A 20,965-nucleotide genomic window follows, 5' to 3' on the forward strand; every position below is an offset into this window, starting at 1 on the left:
CGAGGGGCGTACAGGCAAATAAAAAGGCCATCGCAAACCGCGATGGCCTGGGTTGCATCTGGGCGATGCGCCTACCGACCGGCGAACTTGTTTCGGTTCGCCATCACGATTCGGTCGGCTTTGCTTGCCGCTTTCCAGGCATCATCGAACGGAGAATCACCCGCGCCGAACAGGCTTGGATGTGCAGCTTTGCATAGGTCACGAAGCCTCGCTTTGCCGCCATCCGGGATTTGCTTGCGTGGATACCGCTCTTTGTCGGCCATGTCCTCGATGGCTCGAATCTGCTGCTCTCGCCTTGTCATCCCGCCATCATGCTCACCGGGCGTCCTGGCCTGTTGCATTTGCTGGTCTGTTGGCGGCCCGGCATTCGCTTCGTTATCTGGTTGTGCTTCTGGCGCTTCGAGCGGCCACGCGTGGCCCTGGTGCGCAAACCAGGCGCGCACGTCGGCGTGGGCTAGCATCCGCTTCCCGGAAGCCGTCGACTCGCCAATAGTCCCGTGCTCGACTGCGTCGGACAGCGCCTTGCTCCATCTATCAAAGACATCGTCATGGTCGGGCGAATGGCGTTCGGCGGCGACCGTACTGGCTGTGAGAATTCCCACGGCCCGGCTGTATGGAATCCAAGCCTGGCAGTCGTAGCCCAGTATCCAGCCAGGAATACGCCGCCCATCAGGAAAGACTCGGTTCTCGGAGTCCTCGTCACCTGGGCGCGAAATGGCAATGTCGTGGCGGGCAAGGAATGGGTAGATGTCGGACGTGTAGAACCCGAAGCGCTCGAATGTCGTCGGAGCTTCGTCGTTCGGTATGCCGTCATCATCGAACAGCGTGCCCTGGCTTCCGAAAATATTGAGCAGCCGCACTAGGCGCAAACGGCCATCTATGTCGAGTGGACAAAGAATGCCCAGTTCGTCACGGCGACGGATGAAGTTCATGCCTACAGGGTCCTCGGACAGACACGAGGCAAAATCACGAGCAGCCTCGTAGCCATATATCGCCTCAGCTTTTCCAATCTGAGCAAACAGTTCCCACAAGCTGATAAATTTACCGCCGTCGCCCGGGCGGTTTGCCGCTTCACTCACTGCTTCCTCGCATGTACCAGGTTAATTTCGGCAGCTATTCTAACGGCGGGAGTTCGGTGGTTTCATTGGTGACCGGGGCTTTGAAGTCGATGCCAGCCTGCTCAAGCATCCACGCCTCAATCTGGTCATGCCACTTGCGTAACAGGTCAATCGTCCGACGGCGGTAATGCTTCTCGGCAAGTGCGCTCGGCTTGTGACCCTGGATTTGTGCCACGATGCCCACGGGCGCATCGCACCATTCCGCTAGCGTGCCGAACGAACGGCGTAGGCCGTGCAGCGTGATATGGGGGAGGCCTGCCGCCTCGATTGCCGCCTGGTGTGCATAGCGGGGTTCCGCGATGTGACCGCTTTTGGACGTGGCGCTTGGAAATACCCACGGCGATGGCTCCCACGTTTTGCCCTTGGCTGCCATGACCTTCAATTCGATGACGCCGGGCGGTGTCTCGTTGGCGGTCTTGAGACCAAGCAGCAGAGAACGGAAATAGGGCGTCAGAGGAATTCTGCGAGAGCCTTCTACCTTGTCGCGAAGCGTGATGCTGTTCCAGTCGAAATCGACGTCTTTCCACTTCAGTTCAGCCATTTCCTCTCGGCGTGGGCCATTGATGAGCAAGCCTTGCAGATATGCCGAGAGGACAGGGTTACTCAGGCCGCGCACGGCGGAAAACCACACCGCCAGTTGTTCGCGCTGTAGGCTGTCGCCATCCTTGGTGCCTGCGCTGGGTAGCAGGGCTGTCACTTTCTGGGACGAATAGCAATCAGCCGGAATCAGGCCAGAGAATTGTTCTTGACCCTCGCACCACCTCGCCCAGGCCTTAAGCATGCGGTAGGCGTAGGCTGCACTGGTCGGGCGTTCGGCCACTTCATCTTCTAGCCATGCGGCTATCTTCGTGCCGGTCATTGCCGACAGTTTTAGTGGCATGAGCGAATGAAGCGGACCCTGCGAAGTCAGTCCTTTACCCCGTTTCTTTTCCGTGCCGCCCGCCGCTGCTAGCTTGCGATGGTCCTCAATGTATTGCGGACTGCGCGGCTTTTTTGTCTTTGGGGAAACCTTCTTCTGTAGGTCGGCGAGATAAGCATCCCATGCGTCTGCAAAAGTCACGCTTTGGCGCACCACTTCCGCCTTTCGGGCGGAGTGTGCCGCTTGCTGCTCGGCGGCCTGCTCGCGAGGGTCATGGCCGCCGTCAATAACGGTTTTCAGGCGGGCCGCCTCGGTGCGGGCCTTGGCGAGTGGCCACGCCTGAGCGGTGCCGATGGTCACTCGGATGGTTTTGCCAAAGAGGCGGGACTCGAAGATGTATGACCGTGCCCCGCCTGGGGTCACGCGCAGGCCTAGCCCCGCCGCTTTGGCATCCCAGTAAATCGTCTGTGTCTTGCCGGGAGCTGCCTCGAATGAGGACACCCTTTCTGCCGTAAAGCTGACCTTTGCCATCTCTCTTTCCGTGTAGGCATCATGTAGGCAAATTGTGTGGCAAACGGTCGACTCTGGTCAACACGAAAATCATCGGGTATCCATCATAGTCCTTGATTTATATGTATTCTTCATGCCTACATGATTGAGCATCAACACCGAGGAATACATATTTTCGTTGATTTGTAATCATCAGGTGGCGGGTTCGAGTCCTGCAGCCGCACCAAATCCGAAAAGGGGTTACGGAGTTTTCCGTAACCCCTTTTTCGTTCATGGGGCTGCGCGCCGTGATGTCGCGAGCGCTGTCGTTCCCCCCTTTTTCTTGTCACGCCCGCGTCACGCCGCATCTCTAATGTTGCATGTTCCCGCCGCGGCAGCATTGTCGCGATCGGGGTGTGCGTGATCGCATCCGACGCCGTGCCCGCGTCGCGCAGGATCACCCGGGATCTCGCTCCCGGCAGCGCATCGGCTTCGGCCTCCCATCCATTCCATTCGAAAACGTGATCGACGCCGATCGAATGCATCGCGGACGATCAGGAGACATGGACCATGTTGAGTCCGCATGAATTCTCTATGCTGCTGCGCATTGCGCGCGCGCCCGACAGTGTCGACCTCGCGAACCCGGCGTTCGCCGTGCTCGTCGAAAAGCAGCTGGTCGACGACACGCAGGTACGCGTAGACGAGATAGCGGCGCGCCCGGCGCTGACGCCGATTGGCCAGATGCTGCTTGCCCGCTTCGACGAGGCGGCCTGACGGAAAACGGAAAAGAGGAAGAAGGAGGCAAGACGCTTGCATCTGCGCGTCACGCCTTCGCCGCAGCGAAAAGCGTGACACATTGATCGCGCGCCGAACCGCTTACTGCGCGACCGGCACCGTCACGTCGCTGCCGAACCAGTGCGTCGAGATCTTCTTCAGCGTGCCGTCCTTGCGCAGCGACTCGAGCGCATCGTTGATCGCCTTCTCGAACTTCGGGTTGCCCTTGCGGAACGGGATCGCCATCTCCTGCTTGCCGCCGTTCAGCACCGCCCCCGAGCGCAGCGGCAGGTTCGACGTCTTGATCATGTACGGCAGCATCAGCCGATCGTCGAGCGTCGCCTCGATCCGACCCGCGGCGAGGTCGCGCAGCTTCTCCGGCGCGCCCGGATACGTCTGCACCTCGATGCCCGGCACGCTGCGCGCCATCTGGTCGTAGTTGGTGCCGAGCGTCACGCCGAGCTTCTTGCCCTTGAAGTCCTCGAGCGACTTGAAGTTGCGCGTGTCGTCCTTGCGCTGGATCAGTTGCGCGGCCGAGTACGTGTACGGCTCGCTGAAGTCGAGCGCTTCCTTGCGTTGCGGCGTGATCGTGACCTGATTGACGATCACGTCGAACTTGCCGGCCTGCAGCCCCGCGATGATGCCGCTCCATTCCGTCGGGACGAACTGCGTCTTCACGCCGAGCTTGCCGGCGACCGCGTTCGCGACGTCGACGTCGAAGCCCTCGAGCTGGCCGGACGTGCCGCGCGAGTTGAACGGCGGATACGTGCCTTCGAGGCCGACCCGCAGCACGCCGGCTTTCTTCACGGAATCGAGCAGGTCGTCCGCGTGCGCGGCGACGGCCGTGAAGCCGAGGGCCGACGCGAGCAGCAGGCCCGACAGCAGGAACTTCGAACGTTTCATCGCAGATCTCCAGTGGTCAGCAGGGTGTTGTGGTGAGCGCCGGGCACCGGGCGCTGACCGGCCTCGGTGGGCCGCAATACGGGCACGTAGACACTACTCGCAACCGCGCCGCACCGGAAGTCGAATTGGCCCTGATTGCACTCGATTTCAGCGGATTGAAGGTGGCAATGCAGTGTGACGGCAACCGCTGTGCACGGCGCCTGCCTGTTCGAGCGTTCGCCGCGGGCATTCGGAATCCGCTTAAAAATAGTCTTTTAAATCAGGTCATTTTTCCGATTCGGGCCGTAATTTGTCTGTAAAATCGCGCGAGCGAAATCGCTCAGCGCGCCATCCGAGGGCGCGTCAAAAGAAGAAAAGGCCGTTGCCATGAACATGCAGAACACTGTTGCCGCATTGCGCGGCGGGTTGCTTCAGCAGGACCGGCTGCTGAAGCTCGACACCCCGTTGGGGGCGAACGTGCTGACCGTGCAGCGGGCGGTCGGCCGCTCACGCATCGGGCGCGCGTGCGAATTCACGCTGGACGTGCTGTCGACCGACAGCGATGTGGAACTCAAAAAACTGATCGCGCAGCCGGTCACGTTGTGGATCCAGCAGGGCGATCGCAGCTACCGGCCGGTGAATGGCTATGTGCACACCGCGCGTCGTCTGGGCGCCGACGGCGGGCTCACGACCTATCAGCTCACGTTCGCCGATTTCACCCATTTCCTGAAGTTCCGTCGCGACCAGCGGATCTGGAACGATACGACCGTCGACCAGATCATCAGCGACGTGCTGGACCAGCATCCGCAGGCGAAGGGCCATTTTCGCTTTGCGCTGTCGAAGCCGTTGCCGAACCGTTCGTACACGCGCCAGCACGACACCGACTGGCATTTCGTACATCGGCTGATGGAGAGCGAAGGCCTTTACACCATCTGGCAGCAGGCCGACGACGGCAAGTCGCATACGCTCGTGATCACCGACAACCTGCAGGCGTTTGCGCCGCTGTCGCCGCAGGCCGTGCGCTTCTATCACGGCGGCGCGGCGAGCGAAGCCGACGCGCTTACGCAATGGTCGGGCACGCGCACGCTTCAGAGCGTCACGCGATCGACACGCACGTTCGACTACAAGAATCCGTCGCAACCGTCGAACCCGAAGGGCACGACGCTGCCGACGATGGCTGGCCAGGGTGAATTGCCCGACCAGCTCGAAGTCTACGAATACACCGGTGCGTACACGTATCTGGACCAGACGCGCGGCGACCATCTGACGAAGATCCGGATGGAGCAGTGGGAGTCGGAGGCGAAGCGCTTCCACGGCGAGGGCGGCGTGCGTGCGATCGATGCCGGCCGGCGCTTCACGCTGGCGGACCATCCCGAACACGATCGCGATCCGGCCGATCAGCGCGAATTCGCGACGATCGGCGTCGAATGGTGGATCGAGAACAATCTGCCCGTGGCGAACAGCAGTGCGGACTTCCCGTACAGCCTGCGCGATGCGCTGACGCAGGCGCAGGACGGCTATGGCGCCGACCCCGCGTTTCGCGTGCAGCACGACGACGGCTCGGTCGGCTTCTATCTCGTCGAGGTCGAAGCGCAGCGCGTCAGCGTGCCGTATCGCAGCCCGTTCGAACACGAGAAGCCGAAGATGCATCTCGAGACGGCGATCGTCGTCGGGCCGCAGGGCGAGGAAGTCTATACCGACGAGTTGAACCGGATCCGCGTGCAGTTCGTGTGGGATCGCCTGAACCCGGGTAACGAAAACGCGTCGTGCTGGGTGCGCGTCGTGCAGTCGGACACGGGTGGCGGCTACGGCGGCGTGCACGTGCCGCGCATCGGCGAGGAAGTGCTGATCGACTATGTCGGCGGCGATTGCGACCGACCGCTGGCCGTCGGGCGCGTGTACAACGGCGCGAACCAGCCGCAGTGGCATAGCGACGGGATTCTGTCAGGGTATCGGTCGAAGGAGTATTCGGGCGGCGGCTACAACCAGCTCGTGATGGACGACGCGACGGGGCAGAACCGCGTGCAGCTGATGAGCAGCAGCGCGAACAGCCTGCTGCATCTCGGCTACATCATCGACCAGAGCGGCAATTCGCGCGGGTCGTATCTCGGCAGCGGGTTCGACTTGCGCTCGGATGCGTACGGCGCGGTGCGGGCGAGCCAGGGCCTGTACGTCACGACCCATCCGAAGGCGGCGAACAGCCAGCCGCTCGACGTGAAGGAAGCGCAGCAGCAGCTCGTGACGGGCGAGAGCCTGATCGAAGCGATGTCGGGCGTGAGCGAGCAGCATCAGGCGGAAAGCCTGAAGGAAGCGCACGACACGATGCGTGCGTTCACCGACGCGACGCAGGACAGTGCGTCGGGTAACGCGTCCGGCGGACGTACGGCGGGCGGCGGCACCGGCAGCGCGAACGCATTCAAGGAACCGGTGATGCTGTTCGGCAGCCCGTCGGGGATCGGGATGTCGACGCAGCAGTCGATGCACGTGGTCGCGAACGATCACGTGAACGTCGCGAGCGGGCAAAGCGTGCATGTCGCGGCGGGCAAGTCGCTGATCGGCAGCATCGGGCAGAAGCTGAGCCTGTTCGTGCAGAACGCGGGGATGAAGCTGTTCGCGGGCAAGGGCAAGGTCGAGATCCAGGCGCAGTCGGACAACGTCGAGGTGACCGCGCAGAAGGCGGTAAAGGTTGTGTCCGCAACCGACCGGATCGAGATCGCGGCCGATCAGGGCATTTTGCTGACGAGCGGCGGCGGGTATATCCGCATCAAGGACGGCAACATCGAGATTCATGCGCCGGGCGCCATCGATGTGAAGGGGGCGTCGCATACGTTCGCGGGTCCGGCGAGCATGGGGTATCCGTTGCCGAGCCCGCGGCCGGATCAGCCGGGGCAGCTCGAACTGTTTCACAAGTACGTGAACGGCGAGGCGGTGAAAGGCGGACTGTTCACGGTGAAGGACGTGAACGGCGCCGTGCTGAAGAAAGGCGCACTCGACAACAGCGGTCATACGGTTGTGAGCGGGTTGCCACCCGGCGCGGTGCGCGTCGAATTCGGGAAGGACCCACGCGAGTCGGATCAGCCGGCGAACTATTTCAAGCAGGCGAAGTGGCCGGCGGAGCCCGTGCAACCGTCGGCGGAAGCCGCGCAGGCCGCGGCGAGCGGACAGCTCGCGAGCCAGTTGCAGGGGATGGCGCCGGCCGCGACGACGGCGGCGATGGGGCTGGTGAGCGGCGGCAGCGCGGGCGCGGCCCTCGGCGGGCTCGCGAGCTCGGCATTGCCGGCTGCGGCGACCGCGTTGGGCGGAGCCGGCGTTGCGTCGGCGTTGCAGACGGCCTCGACCCTGAGCGGTGCGGCGAAGCAGGTGGCCGGGATGGTTCAGGCCGCCCGTCAGGGCGGGCTTGCCGCGCTTGCCGCGCCGGCTGCGAATGCCGCGTCGGGCGCGTTGCAGAGCGCATTGCCGGGCGTCGCCGGCATCGCGGGCAAGGGCGCCACGACCGTGGCGTCGGCCGCGGGCGCGACAGGTATGAAGCTGCCGACGAGCGGGTTTGGCGGACCGCTGAAATCCTGAGAGGGCGGCTTGTCGGCCGTCTTTAAAAAATACGAATTGAACGAAGAACGACATGGCACAACAACTTCCACCGGGCGCGGAGAAGGAACAGGCTGTTACGTGGCTCAGCGATGTTTCCGCCAAGGACGTCGCGGCGGTCGGCAACCGCTTCGACGCATGGTTGCGCCGTATCAGCGGCAATCACATCACGTTCGAGGACGTGAAGACGTTTGCCGGCGCCGTACCGATCGTCGGCAACATCATGGCGATGGTCGACGCGCTGGGTGATATTGCCGAAATCGTCGAGAAGCGCGGTGGCCAGGTGCTCGACTACATGAGCCTTGCGATCAACCTGCTCGGCATCATTCCGATTCCGCCGACACTCGCGCCGTTCCGGATGTCCGCGCGCCCGCTGCTCGCGCTCGTCCGTCACGAATTGCTGGCGACCCGCAACAATCTCGGCGCGGCGATCATCTCCGTGCTGGTCACGCATATCAATGCGACCTGCGCGACCGAGATCGAGGATTTTCTGAACAAGCTGAAGGCTGGCCTCGTCGAACTGCTCGACGGATGCGCGTCGAAAGCCGAGGAGCTCATGATCGCGCTGGCGACCGGCATGGACAAAGCGCTGCACGGACAGCTCTTCGATGCCAACGCCAATCTGAAACGCCAGCAACAGCTTGCGCAGAAGATGGCGGACAACCGGCCGTGGTACAGCCCGAGCCGGGTCGGTGACGGCATCCAGTTCGCGTACGAGGGGACCAAGGCGCTGGGGAAGAAGGTTGTCAACAAGGCGGCGGGCACGGCGGCGAAACTTGCGCCGGATGCGTGGCTCGAGCCGTTTCGCAGCACGGTGACCTTCCTTCGGACCGAGGCGCCGAAGATCGCGAAGTCGATCCGTTCGCTCGCCGGCAGCGAAGAAGGCAAGATGATGTGGCTGGTCGTGCAGCTGATCGAGGCGGTCGGGCGGGTGAAGGCACGTGCGAAGCTTCATGAGCAGACTGCGGACGTCAAGGCGAGCGGGAAAAGCCAGGCGAAGAAGACGCGCGGGCAGGAGGGGCTCGAGAAAACGGAGGGGCAGGCGCCGGCCGAAGGGCCGGGGAAGAGCACGTGCAAGGCGTGTGGGGTCGGGGCATCGCCGGCATCGATCGACTTCGCTTTCGGTGACGAAACGTTCTCCCACGTGGATTTCGACCTGCCGGGCGCCATGCCGCTCGTTTGGGAGCGTACGTATCGCTCCCGGCTGTCGGCCTATGACAACGGAGAGCTGGGCGCGCGGTGGATTACGCCGTACACGACGCGAATCGACATCAAGAACGGTCAGTGGATCTATCGCGATGTGGAAGGGCGCAGCATCGAGTATCCGGCACTGGCGGCCGGCGCGGCGCACGATGATCTGTCCGAGAATCTGACGCTGTCGCGGCTCGACGATACGTGGGTGACGATCGCATACGGCCATGACGCGCTGCATGTATACGAGCGCCGTGGCGACGCGTTCCGGCTCGCGATGCAGAAGGACCGTGCCGGCAACACGATCACGCTCGACTACGATGCGCTTGATCGCGTTGCACGCGTGATCGATGCGAGCGGCAATGTGCTCGCGTTCGAGCACGACCGGCATGGCCGGATCGTACAGATCGAGCATGTGCTCAAGGACGGTGCGCGTCGCACGCTGGCTCGCTACGAATACGATGCGAACGGCGATCTCGTGCGCGCGGTCGATCGTCATGGCAACGCGCGGACGTATCAATATCACCGCCACCTGGTGACGCGCTATACCGATCGCACGGGCCGCGGGATGACGCTCGAATGGGATGGCGCGGATGCTGAAGACAACGCAGACGCGAAATGTATTCGCGAATACGCCGACGACGGGAGTCTCGATCTTCGGCTCGCATGGAATCCGAACATCCGCCTGACCTACGTGACCGATGCCCTCGGTCAGACGACGCGGTACTACTTCAACATCCACGGCTACGTGTACCGGATCGTGTATCCGGACGGTAACCAGGAGTGGTTCCGGCGCGATGCCCACCACAATCTGGTATTGCATATCCGGCAGGATGGCAGCATCGAGCGGCGCGAATACGACGCGCGCGGCAATCTGGTTCAGCACGAACGGGCGGACGGCAGCGTTGTCGAGATGGCGTATGACGACAAGGATCAGATGATCCGGCTCGTCGATCCGAACGGGCATGTGTGGCAGCGCAAGTATGACGATGCCGGAAACCTCGTCGAGGAAATCGATCCGCTCGAGCATTCGACGAAGTACGAATACAACGACAAGGGTTTGCCGACGCAGATCATCGACGCAAAGGGCGGCTCGAAGACGATCGAGTACAACAATGCCGGGCAGATGACGAGCTATACGGACTGCTCCGGAAAGAAGACGGAGTGGCGCTATGACGACATCGGGCGTGTGATCGAGACAAAGGACGCGGCCGGCGGTGTGGCTGCCTATCGGTACGGACCGAACGGGCAGCCGACTGAAGTTCGCTCGCCTGCCGGCGTCGAGCAGCTCCAATACGATGCTGAAGGCCGCTTGCTCCGGCATACGGACCAGCTCAATCGTTCGACGCGATATGGCTACGATGCGGTCGGTCGCATTGCGAGTCGCGCCGATGCGCTCGGGCAGACGGTCGCGTATCGCTATGACCGTCTCGGGCGCTTGACCGCGTTGACCGATGCGAACTTTGCGACGTACCAGTTTCACTACGATCCTGCGGGGCGGCTGATCGAGGAAGTCGGCTTCGACGGCAAGTCGACGCGCTATCAGTACGATCCGGACAGCGGCAGTCTCGTTTCGATCGATGAAGCGGGTTGCGTGACGTCGGTCGACATCGATGCGAATGGTCGCTTGCTCAAGCGTGTTGCGGGGGAAAGCGAGGAACGGTTTGCCTACGATCCGAGCGGCAGGTTGATCGACGCGGTGAATCGGTACAGCCGCGTGCAGTTCTTCTTCGATCCGGTCGGCAATCTCGTGCGTGAACATCACGCCTACGATCTGTTCGGCGACCGGCGCAGCTACGTGTGGCATCACGAATACGACGAACTCGGCAATCGTCGGCGGACCGTTCGGCCGGACGGGCATACGGTCGACTGGTTGATGTATGGCTCGGGACATGTGCACGGAATGTTGCTCGATGGCGAGGAGCGCGTGCAGTTCGAGCGTGACGATCTTCATCGCGAGACGGTGCGCGTGCTGTCGAGCAAGGTCGGGCAGCGCACGCACTACGATCCGGCCGGACGCGTGCTGCAGCAGACGATCCAGCGGTCGACGTCACCCGCGCCGCTTGCCGAGCGGCGGTATCGCTATGACGCGATGGGGCAGTTGTCGCGAATCGAGGACAGCCGCAAGGGCGGGACCGACTATCGATACGATCCGGTCGGACGGTTGATCGAAGCGATCAGTCCCATCGCGAAGGAACGGTTTGCATTCGATCCGGCGAGCAACATCATCGATCCGGTGCGGACCGCGGAGACGCCGGCATCGCGTCCGAGCCCGGTGCGGCCGGAAAGTACGTTGCCGGTCGAGGTGCCGAAGGTGCTCGGTAACCTGCTGAAGGCGTATGCAGGGATGCACTTCGAGTACGACGCACGCGGGAATCTGGTGCGCAAGCGTACGCCGGCGGGTGAGCAGGAATACGAGTGGGATGAGTTCAATCGCATGCTGTCTGCGCGCGTTGCCGAGACGTCGCGGCAGAGTCAGGTGCGGTATTTCTATGACGCATTCGGTCGGCGTATTGCGAAGGAGGTGAACGGCGAGCGGACGGTGTTCGGGTGGGATGGTGACACGCTGGCGTACGAGAGTGATGGCGAGCGCGGCACGCACTATCTCTACGAGCCGGGGACGTTCGTGCCGCTGGCGCAGTATGTGGCGGAGCGGGTCGAGGGGATCGCGACGCCGGAGTGGAAGAGTACCGACCGCTATGTGCCGGAGGAGGATCCGCTGCAGAAGGTGCCGGAGCGGCGGGGCAATGCGGCGGTGTTCTATTACCACTGCGATCAGATCGGTACGCCGCAGATGCTGACGGACGACGACGGCGACGTTGTGTGGGAAGCATCGTACAAGGCTTGGGGCGAAGCGCGGGAGGTGATTGAGCGGGCGTCGAAGGCGGCGGGAATCGTGCCTAAGAATTCGTTGCGATTCCAAGGGCAGCAGCTTGATGAGGAGAGTGGACTCGCTTACAACCGATATCGATACTATGATCCGAGCAGCGGCCGTTTCATCAGCAAAGACCCAATTGGGCTGGCTGGCGGGATCAACGCGTATCAATATGCTGACAACCCAACAGGGTGGATCGACCCGCTTGGCCTTGCTCGCTGCCCTTGCGATCCGTGTGGTAAGTCTCGTCGTTCAAGTCTGAGGGATATTCGTCGGCAGCTCGGCATCCCCTTGTCTCAGCAGCCCATCAACCAGAAAATGGTCCCGTTGACGGATTCCAGCGGAAATTGGCTTCTTGGCGACAACAACAAGCCCATCATGACGCGGGAATTGACCTATCAGGTCGGTGGTAAAAACGTGGTCATCCAAGACCATTCTGCAGGTCACGTATTTGGAGAAGGGGGGATCGGCGATCAACCATCACACCACAACGTACGCCCCGAAGAAAACACCCGCACAGGAAAGATTCAGGGAATGGATGATCACTATTACTTTGACTGCCGGAACAAGAAATGAACCTGATACAGCGGATCATGAATCCACAAGCCCTTACGGTGCTTTATGGGAGCGAAGCACCACTTGATGGCGCCGAGATCCTTGAGGTTCAACTCAAGCGGGACGAACCTCGACTGTCGGTGAGAATCATGACCACTCAGAAGCCTGTTTCGCAGCCGAACCGATGGCCGAAAGACTATGACGTCGTCTATCTAAGCTTGTCATTTATCGGTGTTTCCGGCCTCTCCATCGGAGGGTGGGGGTACGATAATATTGTTGCGGCGTTTGTATCGACCGTCGCCGATAATGTTGCTGCGATAACGATCAATTGCAAGGAAGGCGCGTCGATTGCGTTGAAGTACGACTGGGTTCGCGTAGAGGGAATCACATACGGCTACCTAGGTAGCGCCTAATTTTTCCAGTCAGCGCGTAACCCGGTGCGCTGAATCGACCCACTTGGGCTCGCTCGTTGTTCTTGCGAGCCCTGCTCAAAATGGGACGTTGGTCAGTGCGACGAGCTCAAGTGAACCGCCCCGGATTTTGTGGAGGCTCCAACTCTTGAGAGTGATTCATCGGACCTGTCCGACCCCGAAGTATGAAGCGCCACCGCATCGATCTAGTATTTCGAGGTAGCGGTTGCCGAGGTCGGCCCATTGTCTGGTGCACTGAGCCCGTTTGAGAGTTGGACCCGCAGCCCTGCGAGCACCCCAAATTGTGACCTGGGGCAGTCTGTCGCCCTACCGGATCACGCTTACCAGAATCCGATTGACCTGCCCCCTTCAATAGGGCCAATGGGCTTCTAGCAAAGTCCCTTTAAACCAGCTCCTGGAAAGCGGCAGGAGCATCCACTATTGCCCGGTGTTTCGCAGCAAACTCTGCTGGCGACAGGTAGTTCAGTGCGGTTAAACAGCGCGTTATCCGGAACGATTCAAGTCTGAATCTCAACCCGCCTCACACCCGAAATTCCGGATACCTCCTCCCGGGGTGTTGTCGTCGAGCCGGTCCCCTCGACACTCGCACGACGCAGGATGATCAAGCCGACCAATTTCCCCGTCGTGGAATCGGCATAATGACGGCCTGCCAACGTGACACTGCGGCGCCCAGCAAAACTCATCCTCGTTACAACGCACTGCCCATGTCGACCATCACCGCGACCACCGCGTCGCTGAAGCACATTCTCGAACACCCCGGCGACTTCTCCGGATGGCTATGTCTGCCGCCGACGCCATGGACGCTCGATACAGAAGGCGCATTCAAAGACGCCGACCACACTGAAGCCGACATGCCGCCCGCCACCGCCCCGCACCCCGGCTGGCGCGTGACACTGACCAGCGCGACGATCGAGGACATCGTGATCAATGCGCATGACCAGGTCGACGAACCGAGCGTCGCGCAATTGTTCGATGCATTCGTGTTCTACGTCGACAACGACGATTTCATCCTGCTCTGACGATGCACGCCACGCGCCACAGCAACGAAGGACCGCCGGGCGGTCCTTCTTTCATGAATCGACACGTTCGTACGAAGCCCCTCAAGGCAACGAAATCGTCAAATTAGCCGACTCCGGCCCCACCTTGATGACTTGCGAATAAGGCGCCAACGCCTGCAGCGTCTTGTCCTTGAGATAAGTATTGAGCCCGAGATACCCAAGCAGCGCCACAAGCGCGAACACCGCCCCAATCGCCCAAACCGGCACCTCCCGCTTCAACCGATGCGCGATCTGATCCGGCAGCGGCCAATGCGGAGCAAACGCAGCGCGCTTGCCCTTCATATGCGCGATCTCGTCGCCTAGCCGTGCGGTGAGATAAGCGAGCTTTTCCGGCCCCTCGAGCAGATACTTGCCTTGGAACCCGAGCAGCAGGCACATGTGAAACACCTCGAGCGACTGCAACCGCGCCGCGCCCTGCGCACGACATTCCTCGAGATACTGGAAGAACTTTTCCCCCGCGAGCTGCTCGCCGAACAGCACGAGCTGCAGCGGCCGGCGTTCCCAGTCCGCGCGGATCTTGAACTGCGACGACAGCACCATCTCGTCGATCGCCGCGCAGAACGCGAACTTCGCGCCGTACACGTCCTCGGCGGCGATATTCAGCTTCTTCGCGCCGCGCTCGAAATCCGACAGGAATTCCTGGATTCGCGTGCTGAACTCGCTGGCGCTGTCCGGCTCCCGCTTGTTCTTGAGCAGGAACAGCATGAAGAACCCGTCGTACAGCAAATCGAGCAGCGAACGGGCCTGGAACGCGGAGTCCGTCGACGCCGGGCTATGCAGGGGCGGCGGCACGTTGTCGCCGAACAGGGAGGGCGCGTAGCTCATGATGTGACCGCGATCAGTTCGAATTTCAGGTCATTGATGCCAGTCGGCGCATAGATCATCGCGGACTGGGCCTGCAGCATGCGCTCGTACAGCGGGCTGCGCGAATCGAGCGCGAAGTAGCACGCGCCGGGGCGCACCGGAATCGCGGGCGGCACCTGCGGCGTGTACGACAGCCGCACGCCCGGCATCGCCGACAGCACGAGCTTGTCGACGTCGTCGGGCGCGCCGACCTTGAAGCGGGCCGGCACCGCGTCGACGAGCTCGACGCTCGGCATGTCCGCGGACACCGCGAGGTAGAACTCTGTCTTGTCGTCGATCTTGCCGGAATCGAGGCGGCCGAGGTGGAACGACGGGCGCACCTCGTCGAGCGTGATCGCGAAATAGCGCGTCGAGATCACGGTGTCGAGCAGTTCGCGCAGCATCAGGTCGAGACGCGCGAAGCTCGGGCCCGGATCGTCATGGCGATACACGGGCAGGTCGGCGAGCGTATAGCCCTTCGAGAACGTCATCAGCTGGCCCGCGAGGCGCAGCAGTTCCTGGAACAGCCGTTCCGGATGCAGCGCCGCGTGCTGGTGCAGGTGCGCGAGCGTCGCGAATGCGGCGTTCGCCGTGTGCAGCAGCCAGAACGACGCGATGTCGCCCGAGCGGAATTCGATGATGTTCTTCGACGGCTCGCGGTGGAAGCCGTACAGCGCGTTCACCTTCGCCTGCAGCGCGTCGACCAACTGGCGCAGCCGCTGATGCAGGATCGGCGACGCTTCGATCGCGAGGCACGGCGGCACGAAGCTGTCGTCGATCTCGAAGCCGGACGTCGCGGTGCGGCGCACGCGCACGAGCGGCACCGACAGCAACTGGTCGCGCGGCTCGCTGTGCGCGATCAGCTTGACCTGCGTCTTCAGGAACGTGATGTCGGCTTCCGCGGCGTCGGTGAAGTTGTCGGCGACGCTCGTCTGCTCGCTGACGAACCGCGTCATGAAGCCGGCGGCCGGATCGTCGCTGTAGTTGGTGCCGTTCTCGCGCAGCGGATGCAACGCGAGATAGAACACGAATTCGTTGATGCCGTCGGGCAACGTGTCCAGCGCGATCGGCGGCGGCAGGTCGTCGGCCTGCGGCGCGGCATACAGCGCGCCGTCCGGGAACACGAGCGCGAGTTCGGCTACCCGCAGCACGTTGCTGCCGAGCGCGTCGCGATCGATGCGCACCGAGCGCACGCCCCAGTTGTACGGCTGAATCGCCTGGATGGACTCGAACAGGCGCGCCTCGTGGTACGCGTCCTGCCGTTGAAAGTGTTGAGGCCGGAGGAACAGTCCTTCCCCCCACAGCACCTTGGCCGAATAACTCATGTCAAATCCGGTTAATGTGGCGTTGCGACGTAATCGATTTGTTCGTGCCCGAATTAAATCGCCAATTGTTAACTCTTGTTAATTGACATTCGTGCGTCATGTTTATCCGCAGGACACCGAAGACAGCATATTCAGCGGTTGCGAAGGCGCACCCTGTTGCGGTGCGATGACCGTGCCGTCGGTGACCGTCATCGCGCAATTATGCAGGCCGACGATTATGCCGGATTTCTCCGACTTCGCCGGATCGAACGTCAGTTTCCATCGTTGCAGTGCGGGATCGCGGAACAGCGCGACGATACCGAATGCCTGCGCCTCGCGCGACACCTTCTCGGTCGCCGTATAGCGCTGGCCCGGAATCAGCGTGATTTCGCGCACGTTCAGTAGATCGGCGCCGAGTGCGGCTTTTTCCTTGGTCGGATCGGTAAAGGCGTCGAACGGCGCCTGCTGGAACGAGGTCGGGTCCTTCAGCGCATAGAGCCGGACGACGAGCGCGAGCGGCTTGCGGTCGGTCGCGGCATTCAGGTTCGGCGCGGCGGCCAGCGTGAGCCCGATGTTGCGCGGCGGCTTCTGCGCGTCGGGAACCTCGGGCTTGCCGATGCCGGCCGCGGACATCACGGCGCTCGCGGCCGAGCCGAGCAGCGGGGCGGCCGCGCATCCGGCCAGGAGGGCGCACGCAAGCAGCGGCAGCGCGTAGCGAATCATGGACGATCTCATCGTTTTTCCGGCGTGCGGCCTTTATCCCTGTCAAAACTGCCGGGCATTGCCGCGTGCGCTGCGTATCCCCGACGTTGCATCGTTCAACTATTAAGCACGCCCGCGTCGTGGCAAGCGCCCGGAAATTTTTTCCGCCGCCCCGGCGGCGCGTCGTGCGATCAGTAAAACTTGCGCGCTCCAGCCCGAGGAAAAACCGCTGCGAGCCCGCAGCGAGAGGCCATTCGAGGGGGTAGCGCCCGGTTTTAAAAGGAATTACTCTTCACACGACGATTGAATTATGAAAAATTGATCGGTACTATACCCGCGCGCTTCTTGCAAAGCAAAAGAACCAGATTCTCAACGATTTAAAACTCACGCGCCGGTGGATATAACGATGAAAGACCGTCTGTTCGCAAAACTGTCTGGGGTGGTGGTGGCTTGCGGCGTGATCGCCGGCTGTGCGAGCCAGCCGTCCGCGCCGCCGACTGCGGAAGTGTTCAACAAGTCGCTGGCCGATGCAGACGCCGTCGCGAAGGCGGGGGATCAGGACAAGGCGCTGGGCCTGTACCAGCAGCTCGCGAAGTCGGATCCGACGCGCGAGGAGCCGTGGTCGCGCATCGCGCAAATCCAGTTCGCACAAAACCATTACGGGCAGGCGATCGTCGCCGCCCAGGAAGCGCTGCAGCGCGACGCGACCGATCGTCAGGCGAAGAGCGTGCTGGCCGTCGCCGGCCTGCGGATCGCGACGCAGTCGCTCGGCGAGCTGCGCCAGGATGCGTCGCTCGCGGGCGACGCGAAGTCCGACGCGCAGGCGCTCGCGAAGCAGCTGCGCGACACGCTCGGCGAGTCGGCGCTGTTCCCGCCGGAGCAGCGGGCGCAGTCGAAGAAGTACGGCGGCCGCCGTGCGGTTCATCGTGCGAAGGCGGGGGCCGCGCCGGCCACGGACACGGCCGCGAGCGCCGCCCCGACGCCGACCCCGACGCCGCCCGCCGCGCAAAAGGGCAGCGCGGATCCGTTCGGCGCACTGCGCAACTGAAACCGCAACTGACGCGATAACCACAACTAACCTGGGAGCCGTCGAGATGGCCAAGAAAGAAAGCATTCAGAAAAGCTTGCAGAAAATACGGCCGCCGCGCGTCCAGCTGACCTACGAGGTCGAGAAGGGCGATGCGATCGAGGTGAAGGAACTGCCGTTCGTCGTCGGGGTCGTCGGCGATCTGGCGGGCCAGTCCGAAATCGAGCAGCCGAAGCTGCGCGACCGCAAGTTCGTCAACATCGACCGCGACAATTTCGACGACGTGATGAAGGCGATCGAGCCGCGTGCCGCGTTCCAGGTGGAAAACCGCCTGAGCCCGGAAGGCGGCAAGTTCGCGGTCGACCTGAAGTTCCGCTCGCTGTCGGATTTCAGCCCGGACGAAGTCGTCGAACAGGTCGAGCCGCTGCGCCGCCTGCTCGAGGCGCGTTCGAAGCTCGCCGACCTGCGCAACAAGCTCGCCGGCAACGACAAGCTCGAGGATCTGCTGTCCGAGGTGCTGAAGAACACGCAGCAGCTGCAGGAGCTCGCGAAGGGCACCGGCAGCGACAAAGACGGCGAATGACGACGGAGTGTTGAGATGAACCAGCAAACGGCTGCGGCCCAAGCGAGCGGCGCGGAATATGCCGCCGGGACTTCGCTGCTCGACGACATCGTCGAGAAGAGCAAGGTCGCGAAATCCGATTCCGAGCATGCGCGTGCGAAGGACCTGATCGGCGAACTCGTGCACCAGGTGCTCGACGGCACGGTGATCGTGTCGGACAACCTGTCGGCCACGATCGACGCGCGCGTCGCGGAACTCGACCGCCTGATTTCCACGCAGCTTTCCGCCGTGATGCACGCGCCGGAATTCCAGCGCCTCGAAAGCACGTGGCGCGGAATGGATTATCTGGTCAAGGAAAGCAACACGGGCCAGACGATCAAGATCAAGGCGCTGCACGCGCCGAAGCGCGACCTCGTGCGCGACTTCAAGGGCGCGAGCGAGTTCGACCAGAGCGCGCTGTTCAAGAAAGTCTACGAAGAGGAATTCGGCACGTTCGGCGGCTCGCCGTTCGGTGCGCTGATCGGCGATTACGAGATCTCGCGTCAGCCCGAAGACATGTACTTCATCGAGCAGATGTCGCACGTCGCCGCGGCCGCGCATGCGCCGTTCATCGCGTCGGCGTCGCCGGAGCTGCTCGGCCTCGAGTCGTTCTCCGACCTCGGCAAGCCGCGCGACCTCGGCAAGGTGTTCGACACCGTCGAATACGCGAAGTGGAAGTCGTTCCGCGACGCCGAGGATTCGCGCTACGTCGGCCTGACGCTGCCGCGCTTCCTCGGCCGCCTGCCGTTCAATCCGAAGGACGGCCAGACCGCGGAGAACTTCAACTTCGTCGAGGACGTCGACGGCACCGACCACGACAAGTACCTGTGGTGCAACGCGGCATGGGCCTTCGCGGCCCGCCTGACAGCCGCGTTCGACGACTTCGGCTGGTGCGCGGCGATCCGCGGCGTCGAAGGCGGCGGCCTCGTCGAGGATTTGCCGACCCACACGTTCAAGACCGACGACGGCGAAGTCGCGCTGAAGTGCCCGACCGAAATCGCGATCACCGATCGCCGCGAGAAGGAGCTGAGCGACCTCGGCTTCATCCCGCTCGTCCATTGCAAGAACTCAGATTACGCCGCGTTCTTCGCTGCGCAGTCGGTGCAGAAGCCGAAGAAATACAGCACCGACAGCGCGAATGCGAACGCCGTCCTGTCCGCCCAGCTTCAGTACATCTTCTCGGTATCGCGCGTCGCGCACTACCTGAAGGCGATGATGCGGGACAAGATCGGCAGCTTCGCATCGGCGCAGAACGTGGAGACTTTCCTCAACCGGTGGATTTCGCAATACGTCCTGCTCGACGACAACGCCTCGCAGGAACAGAAAGCGCAATTTCCGCTGCGCGAGGCATCCATACAAGTGTCGGAGATTCCGGGCAAGCCGGGCTCGTATCGTTCGGTCGCGTTCCTGCGCCCGCACTTTCAGCTCGACGAACTCTCGATTTCTCTGCGACTTGTCGCTGATCTGCCCAAACCGGCAAATTCATAAGCGAGTAGATCGCCCGGGCGGGCCGCCTGGGTAGGACGTTAAAACCACCTCTTTGGGGAGTCGAAGGGCCATGTTACATATGCACTTGCAGTTTGGTAGTCCCGCGGTGAAGGGCGAATCCGCGGACAAGGACCACCAGGGCTGGATCGAACTGAAATCGTGGGATCACTCGATCGTTCAGCCGCGTTCGGCAACCGCATCGACCGCTGGCGGTCACACGATGACGCGTTGCGAGCACGGCGACATGATCTTCACGAAGGAAATCGATTCGTCGAGCCCGCTGCTGTACCAGCACGCTTCGGGCGGTACCACGTTCGACGAAGTGACGGTCCATTTCTCGCGCGCGGACGGTGAAGGCAAGCGCGTGCAGTATCTGGAAGTCAAGCTCAAGTACGTGATCATCTCGAGCATCGCCCCGAGCGTTCGCGAGGAAGGTCTGCCCCTCGAGACGTTCTCGTTGAAGTACGCAGCCGTGCAGTGGAAGCAAACCCAGCAGAAGATCGGCGGCAACCAGGGCGGCAACACGCAAGGCGCCTGGAGCCTGACGAAGAACGACAAGACCTACGCGGTCTAAGGTCGGTTGCGGCAACGGGGCGCTTCGCGTCCCGTTGCCGTTTTCGCTGTCCACCCCGGCCGATGAAACGATTCGAACCCAGTTTTCTCGACAAGCTGTTCGACGACGAACCGCACCTGCCGGCCTCGGCAGCGATGCGGCAATTGTCGCTGGAAGAGCTGAAGAACACGGTCGCCCGCGACGTCGAGGCGATCCTCAACACCCGTATCGCCCACACCGAGAACGAGCTGGCCACGCTGCCGGAATGCCAGAAATCGGTGCTGACCTACGGGCTGAACGATTTCGCGGGGCTGAGCCTCGCGAGCCACTACGATCGCGCATTCATCTGCAAGTCGATCCAGCAGGCGATCGCGCGCCATGAGCCGCGCCTGCAGCAGGTGCAGGTGACGTTCGAGCTGAACGAGCAGGCCACCAACGCGCTCTACTTCGCGATCCAGGCGCTGCTCGTCGTACACCCGGCCGAGGAGCCGGTGAGTTTCGACGCGATGCTGCAACCGTCGACGCTGCAATACTCGGTCACGCGCGCACGCGCGGCGCGAATGCAGTAAATCAAGCCGCCGAGCGGGCCGGACCGCCCGGTGGTCAATCAGGTCCGGCAGAAATATTGAG

Annotated in this window: 17 protein-coding genes; 10 read left to right on the forward strand and 7 right to left on the reverse strand. The window is 62.4% G+C overall.

All coding sequences use genetic code 11. From position 1 onward, the window contains the following. Positions 1 to 71 precede the first annotated feature (71 nt). The 3 genes from JYG37_RS04220 to JYG37_RS04230 form a co-directional block, all read right to left on the reverse strand. Positions 72 to 1,079, reverse strand: coding sequence for a hypothetical protein (locus JYG37_RS04220; protein ID WP_213345902.1), 1,008 nt, complete (start codon positions 1,077 to 1,079; stop codon positions 72 to 74). Between the two features lie 34 nt (positions 1,080 to 1,113). Further along, positions 1,114 to 2,508, reverse strand: a complete 1,395-nt coding sequence (locus tag JYG37_RS04225; RefSeq protein WP_213345903.1) for a tyrosine-type recombinase/integrase — start codon at positions 2,506 to 2,508, stop codon at positions 1,114 to 1,116. Between the two features lie 131 nt (positions 2,509 to 2,639). Beyond that, complete coding sequence (locus JYG37_RS04230) at positions 2,640 to 3,011, reverse strand: hypothetical protein (RefSeq protein ID WP_213345904.1); 372 nt, start codon at positions 3,009 to 3,011, stop codon at positions 2,640 to 2,642. A gap of 25 nt (positions 3,012 to 3,036) precedes the next feature. Between JYG37_RS04230 and JYG37_RS04235 the strand changes: the two genes are divergently transcribed. Further along, a complete protein-coding gene (locus tag JYG37_RS04235) occupies positions 3,037 to 3,240 on the forward strand; it encodes a hypothetical protein (protein ID WP_050013112.1) in 204 nt (67 codons plus the stop codon). 102 nt (positions 3,241 to 3,342) lie between these two features. On the opposite strand, the gene JYG37_RS04240 is transcribed toward JYG37_RS04235, so the two are convergent. Continuing rightward, positions 3,343 to 4,143, reverse strand: a complete 801-nt coding sequence (locus JYG37_RS04240; protein WP_050013111.1) for a cystine ABC transporter substrate-binding protein — start codon at positions 4,141 to 4,143, stop codon at positions 3,343 to 3,345. A gap of 366 nt (positions 4,144 to 4,509) precedes the next feature. Here JYG37_RS04240 and JYG37_RS04245 point away from each other — a divergent pair, with 366 nt between their 5' ends. The 4 genes from JYG37_RS04245 (at position 4,510) to JYG37_RS04260 (ending at position 13,778) form a co-directional block, all read left to right on the forward strand. Next, positions 4,510 to 7,689: a type VI secretion system Vgr family protein gene (locus tag JYG37_RS04245; RefSeq protein ID WP_213345905.1), complete on the forward strand. Its 3,180-nt coding sequence runs from the start codon at positions 4,510 to 4,512 to the stop codon at positions 7,687 to 7,689. Between the two features lie 52 nt (positions 7,690 to 7,741). Then, a complete protein-coding gene (locus tag JYG37_RS04250) occupies positions 7,742 to 12,349 on the forward strand; it encodes an RHS repeat-associated core domain-containing protein (protein WP_213345906.1) in 4,608 nt (1,535 codons plus the stop codon). Then, positions 12,346 to 12,741, forward strand: coding sequence for an immunity 50 family protein (locus JYG37_RS04255; RefSeq protein WP_124631200.1), 396 nt, complete (start codon positions 12,346 to 12,348; stop codon positions 12,739 to 12,741). The genes JYG37_RS04250 and JYG37_RS04255 overlap by 4 nt, the downstream gene beginning before the upstream one ends. Before the next feature lie 722 nt (positions 12,742 to 13,463). Continuing rightward, on the forward strand, positions 13,464 to 13,778 hold the full coding sequence (locus tag JYG37_RS04260; protein WP_124631201.1) for a DUF7716 domain-containing protein: 315 nt from the start codon (positions 13,464 to 13,466) through the stop codon (positions 13,776 to 13,778). A gap of 81 nt (positions 13,779 to 13,859) precedes the next feature. Here JYG37_RS04260 and icmH read toward each other — a convergent pair whose 3' ends face one another. The 3 genes from icmH to tssJ all read right to left on the reverse strand — a co-directional run bounded on the left by icmH (position 13,860) and on the right by tssJ (position 16,699). After that, complete coding sequence (icmH, locus tag JYG37_RS04265) at positions 13,860 to 14,642, reverse strand: type IVB secretion system protein IcmH/DotU (RefSeq protein ID WP_050013105.1); 783 nt, start codon at positions 14,640 to 14,642, stop codon at positions 13,860 to 13,862. Beyond that, complete coding sequence (gene tssK / locus JYG37_RS04270) at positions 14,639 to 15,985, reverse strand: type VI secretion system baseplate subunit TssK (protein ID WP_006477098.1); 1,347 nt, start codon at positions 15,983 to 15,985, stop codon at positions 14,639 to 14,641. Before tssK ends, icmH begins: the two co-directional genes overlap by 4 nt. A gap of 102 nt (positions 15,986 to 16,087) precedes the next feature. Beyond that, the gene (gene tssJ, locus JYG37_RS04275) at positions 16,088 to 16,699 is read right to left on the reverse strand and encodes a type VI secretion system lipoprotein TssJ (protein WP_089488118.1); all 612 of its coding nucleotides are present in this window, start codon (positions 16,697 to 16,699) and stop codon (positions 16,088 to 16,090) included. A 373-nt stretch (positions 16,700 to 17,072) separates the two neighbouring features. On the opposite strand from tssJ, the gene JYG37_RS04280 reads away from it, so the two are divergent. The 5 genes from JYG37_RS04280 (at position 17,073) to tssE (ending at position 20,904) form a co-directional block, all read left to right on the forward strand. Beyond that, positions 17,073 to 17,714, forward strand: coding sequence for a tetratricopeptide repeat protein (locus tag JYG37_RS04280; protein ID WP_050013103.1), 642 nt, complete (start codon positions 17,073 to 17,075; stop codon positions 17,712 to 17,714). A gap of 46 nt (positions 17,715 to 17,760) precedes the next feature. Beyond that, positions 17,761 to 18,276, forward strand: coding sequence for a type VI secretion system contractile sheath small subunit (gene tssB, locus JYG37_RS04285; RefSeq protein WP_027783377.1), 516 nt, complete (start codon positions 17,761 to 17,763; stop codon positions 18,274 to 18,276). 15 nt (positions 18,277 to 18,291) lie between these two features. Then, positions 18,292 to 19,782, forward strand: a complete 1,491-nt coding sequence (gene tssC, locus JYG37_RS04290) for a type VI secretion system contractile sheath large subunit (RefSeq protein WP_006477094.1) — start codon at positions 18,292 to 18,294, stop codon at positions 19,780 to 19,782. A gap of 70 nt (positions 19,783 to 19,852) precedes the next feature. After that, positions 19,853 to 20,356 carry an Hcp family type VI secretion system effector gene (locus JYG37_RS04295; protein WP_006477093.1) on the forward strand — a complete coding sequence of 168 codons (504 nt, stop codon included), beginning with the start codon at positions 19,853 to 19,855 and terminating at the stop codon, positions 20,354 to 20,356. A 62-nt stretch (positions 20,357 to 20,418) separates the two neighbouring features. Continuing rightward, positions 20,419 to 20,904 carry a type VI secretion system baseplate subunit TssE gene (gene tssE / locus JYG37_RS04300; protein WP_089488119.1) on the forward strand — a complete coding sequence of 162 codons (486 nt, stop codon included), beginning with the start codon at positions 20,419 to 20,421 and terminating at the stop codon, positions 20,902 to 20,904. Positions 20,905 to 20,965 lie beyond the last annotated feature (61 nt).

Origin of the sequence: Burkholderia sp. LAS2, assembly GCF_018417615.1 — a bacterium.
Taxonomy (GTDB): domain Bacteria; phylum Pseudomonadota; class Gammaproteobacteria; order Burkholderiales; family Burkholderiaceae; genus Burkholderia; species Burkholderia sola.

Bases quoted from the DNA above. Each gene is read 5' to 3' on its own strand.
- JYG37_RS04225 (WP_213345903.1), bottom strand. From the start codon at position 2,508: ATGGCAAAGGTCAGCTTTACGGCAGAAAGGGTGTCCTCATTCGAGGCA.
- JYG37_RS04230 (WP_213345904.1), bottom strand. From the start codon at position 3,011: ATGCATTCGATCGGCGTCGATCACGTTTTCGAATGGAATGGATGGGAG.
- JYG37_RS04235 (WP_050013112.1), top strand. From the start codon at position 3,037: ATGTTGAGTCCGCATGAATTCTCTATGCTGCTGCGCATTGCGCGCGCG.
- JYG37_RS04240 (WP_050013111.1), bottom strand. From the start codon at position 4,143: ATGAAACGTTCGAAGTTCCTGCTGTCGGGCCTGCTGCTCGCGTCGGCC.
- JYG37_RS04245 (WP_213345905.1), top strand. From the start codon at position 4,510: ATGAACATGCAGAACACTGTTGCCGCATTGCGCGGCGGGTTGCTTCAG.
- JYG37_RS04250 (WP_213345906.1), top strand. From the start codon at position 7,742: ATGGCACAACAACTTCCACCGGGCGCGGAGAAGGAACAGGCTGTTACG.
- JYG37_RS04255 (WP_124631200.1), top strand. From the start codon at position 12,346: ATGAACCTGATACAGCGGATCATGAATCCACAAGCCCTTACGGTGCTT.
- JYG37_RS04260 (WP_124631201.1), top strand. From the start codon at position 13,464: ATGTCGACCATCACCGCGACCACCGCGTCGCTGAAGCACATTCTCGAA.
- icmH (WP_050013105.1), bottom strand. From the start codon at position 14,642: ATGAGCTACGCGCCCTCCCTGTTCGGCGACAACGTGCCGCCGCCCCTG.
- tssK (WP_006477098.1), bottom strand. From the start codon at position 15,985: ATGAGTTATTCGGCCAAGGTGCTGTGGGGGGAAGGACTGTTCCTCCGG.
- tssJ (WP_089488118.1), bottom strand. From the start codon at position 16,699: ATGAGATCGTCCATGATTCGCTACGCGCTGCCGCTGCTTGCGTGCGCC.
- JYG37_RS04280 (WP_050013103.1), top strand. From the start codon at position 17,073: ATGAAAGACCGTCTGTTCGCAAAACTGTCTGGGGTGGTGGTGGCTTGC.
- tssB (WP_027783377.1), top strand. From the start codon at position 17,761: ATGGCCAAGAAAGAAAGCATTCAGAAAAGCTTGCAGAAAATACGGCCG.
- tssC (WP_006477094.1), top strand. From the start codon at position 18,292: ATGAACCAGCAAACGGCTGCGGCCCAAGCGAGCGGCGCGGAATATGCC.
- JYG37_RS04295 (WP_006477093.1), top strand. From the start codon at position 19,853: ATGTTACATATGCACTTGCAGTTTGGTAGTCCCGCGGTGAAGGGCGAA.
- tssE (WP_089488119.1), top strand. From the start codon at position 20,419: ATGAAACGATTCGAACCCAGTTTTCTCGACAAGCTGTTCGACGACGAA.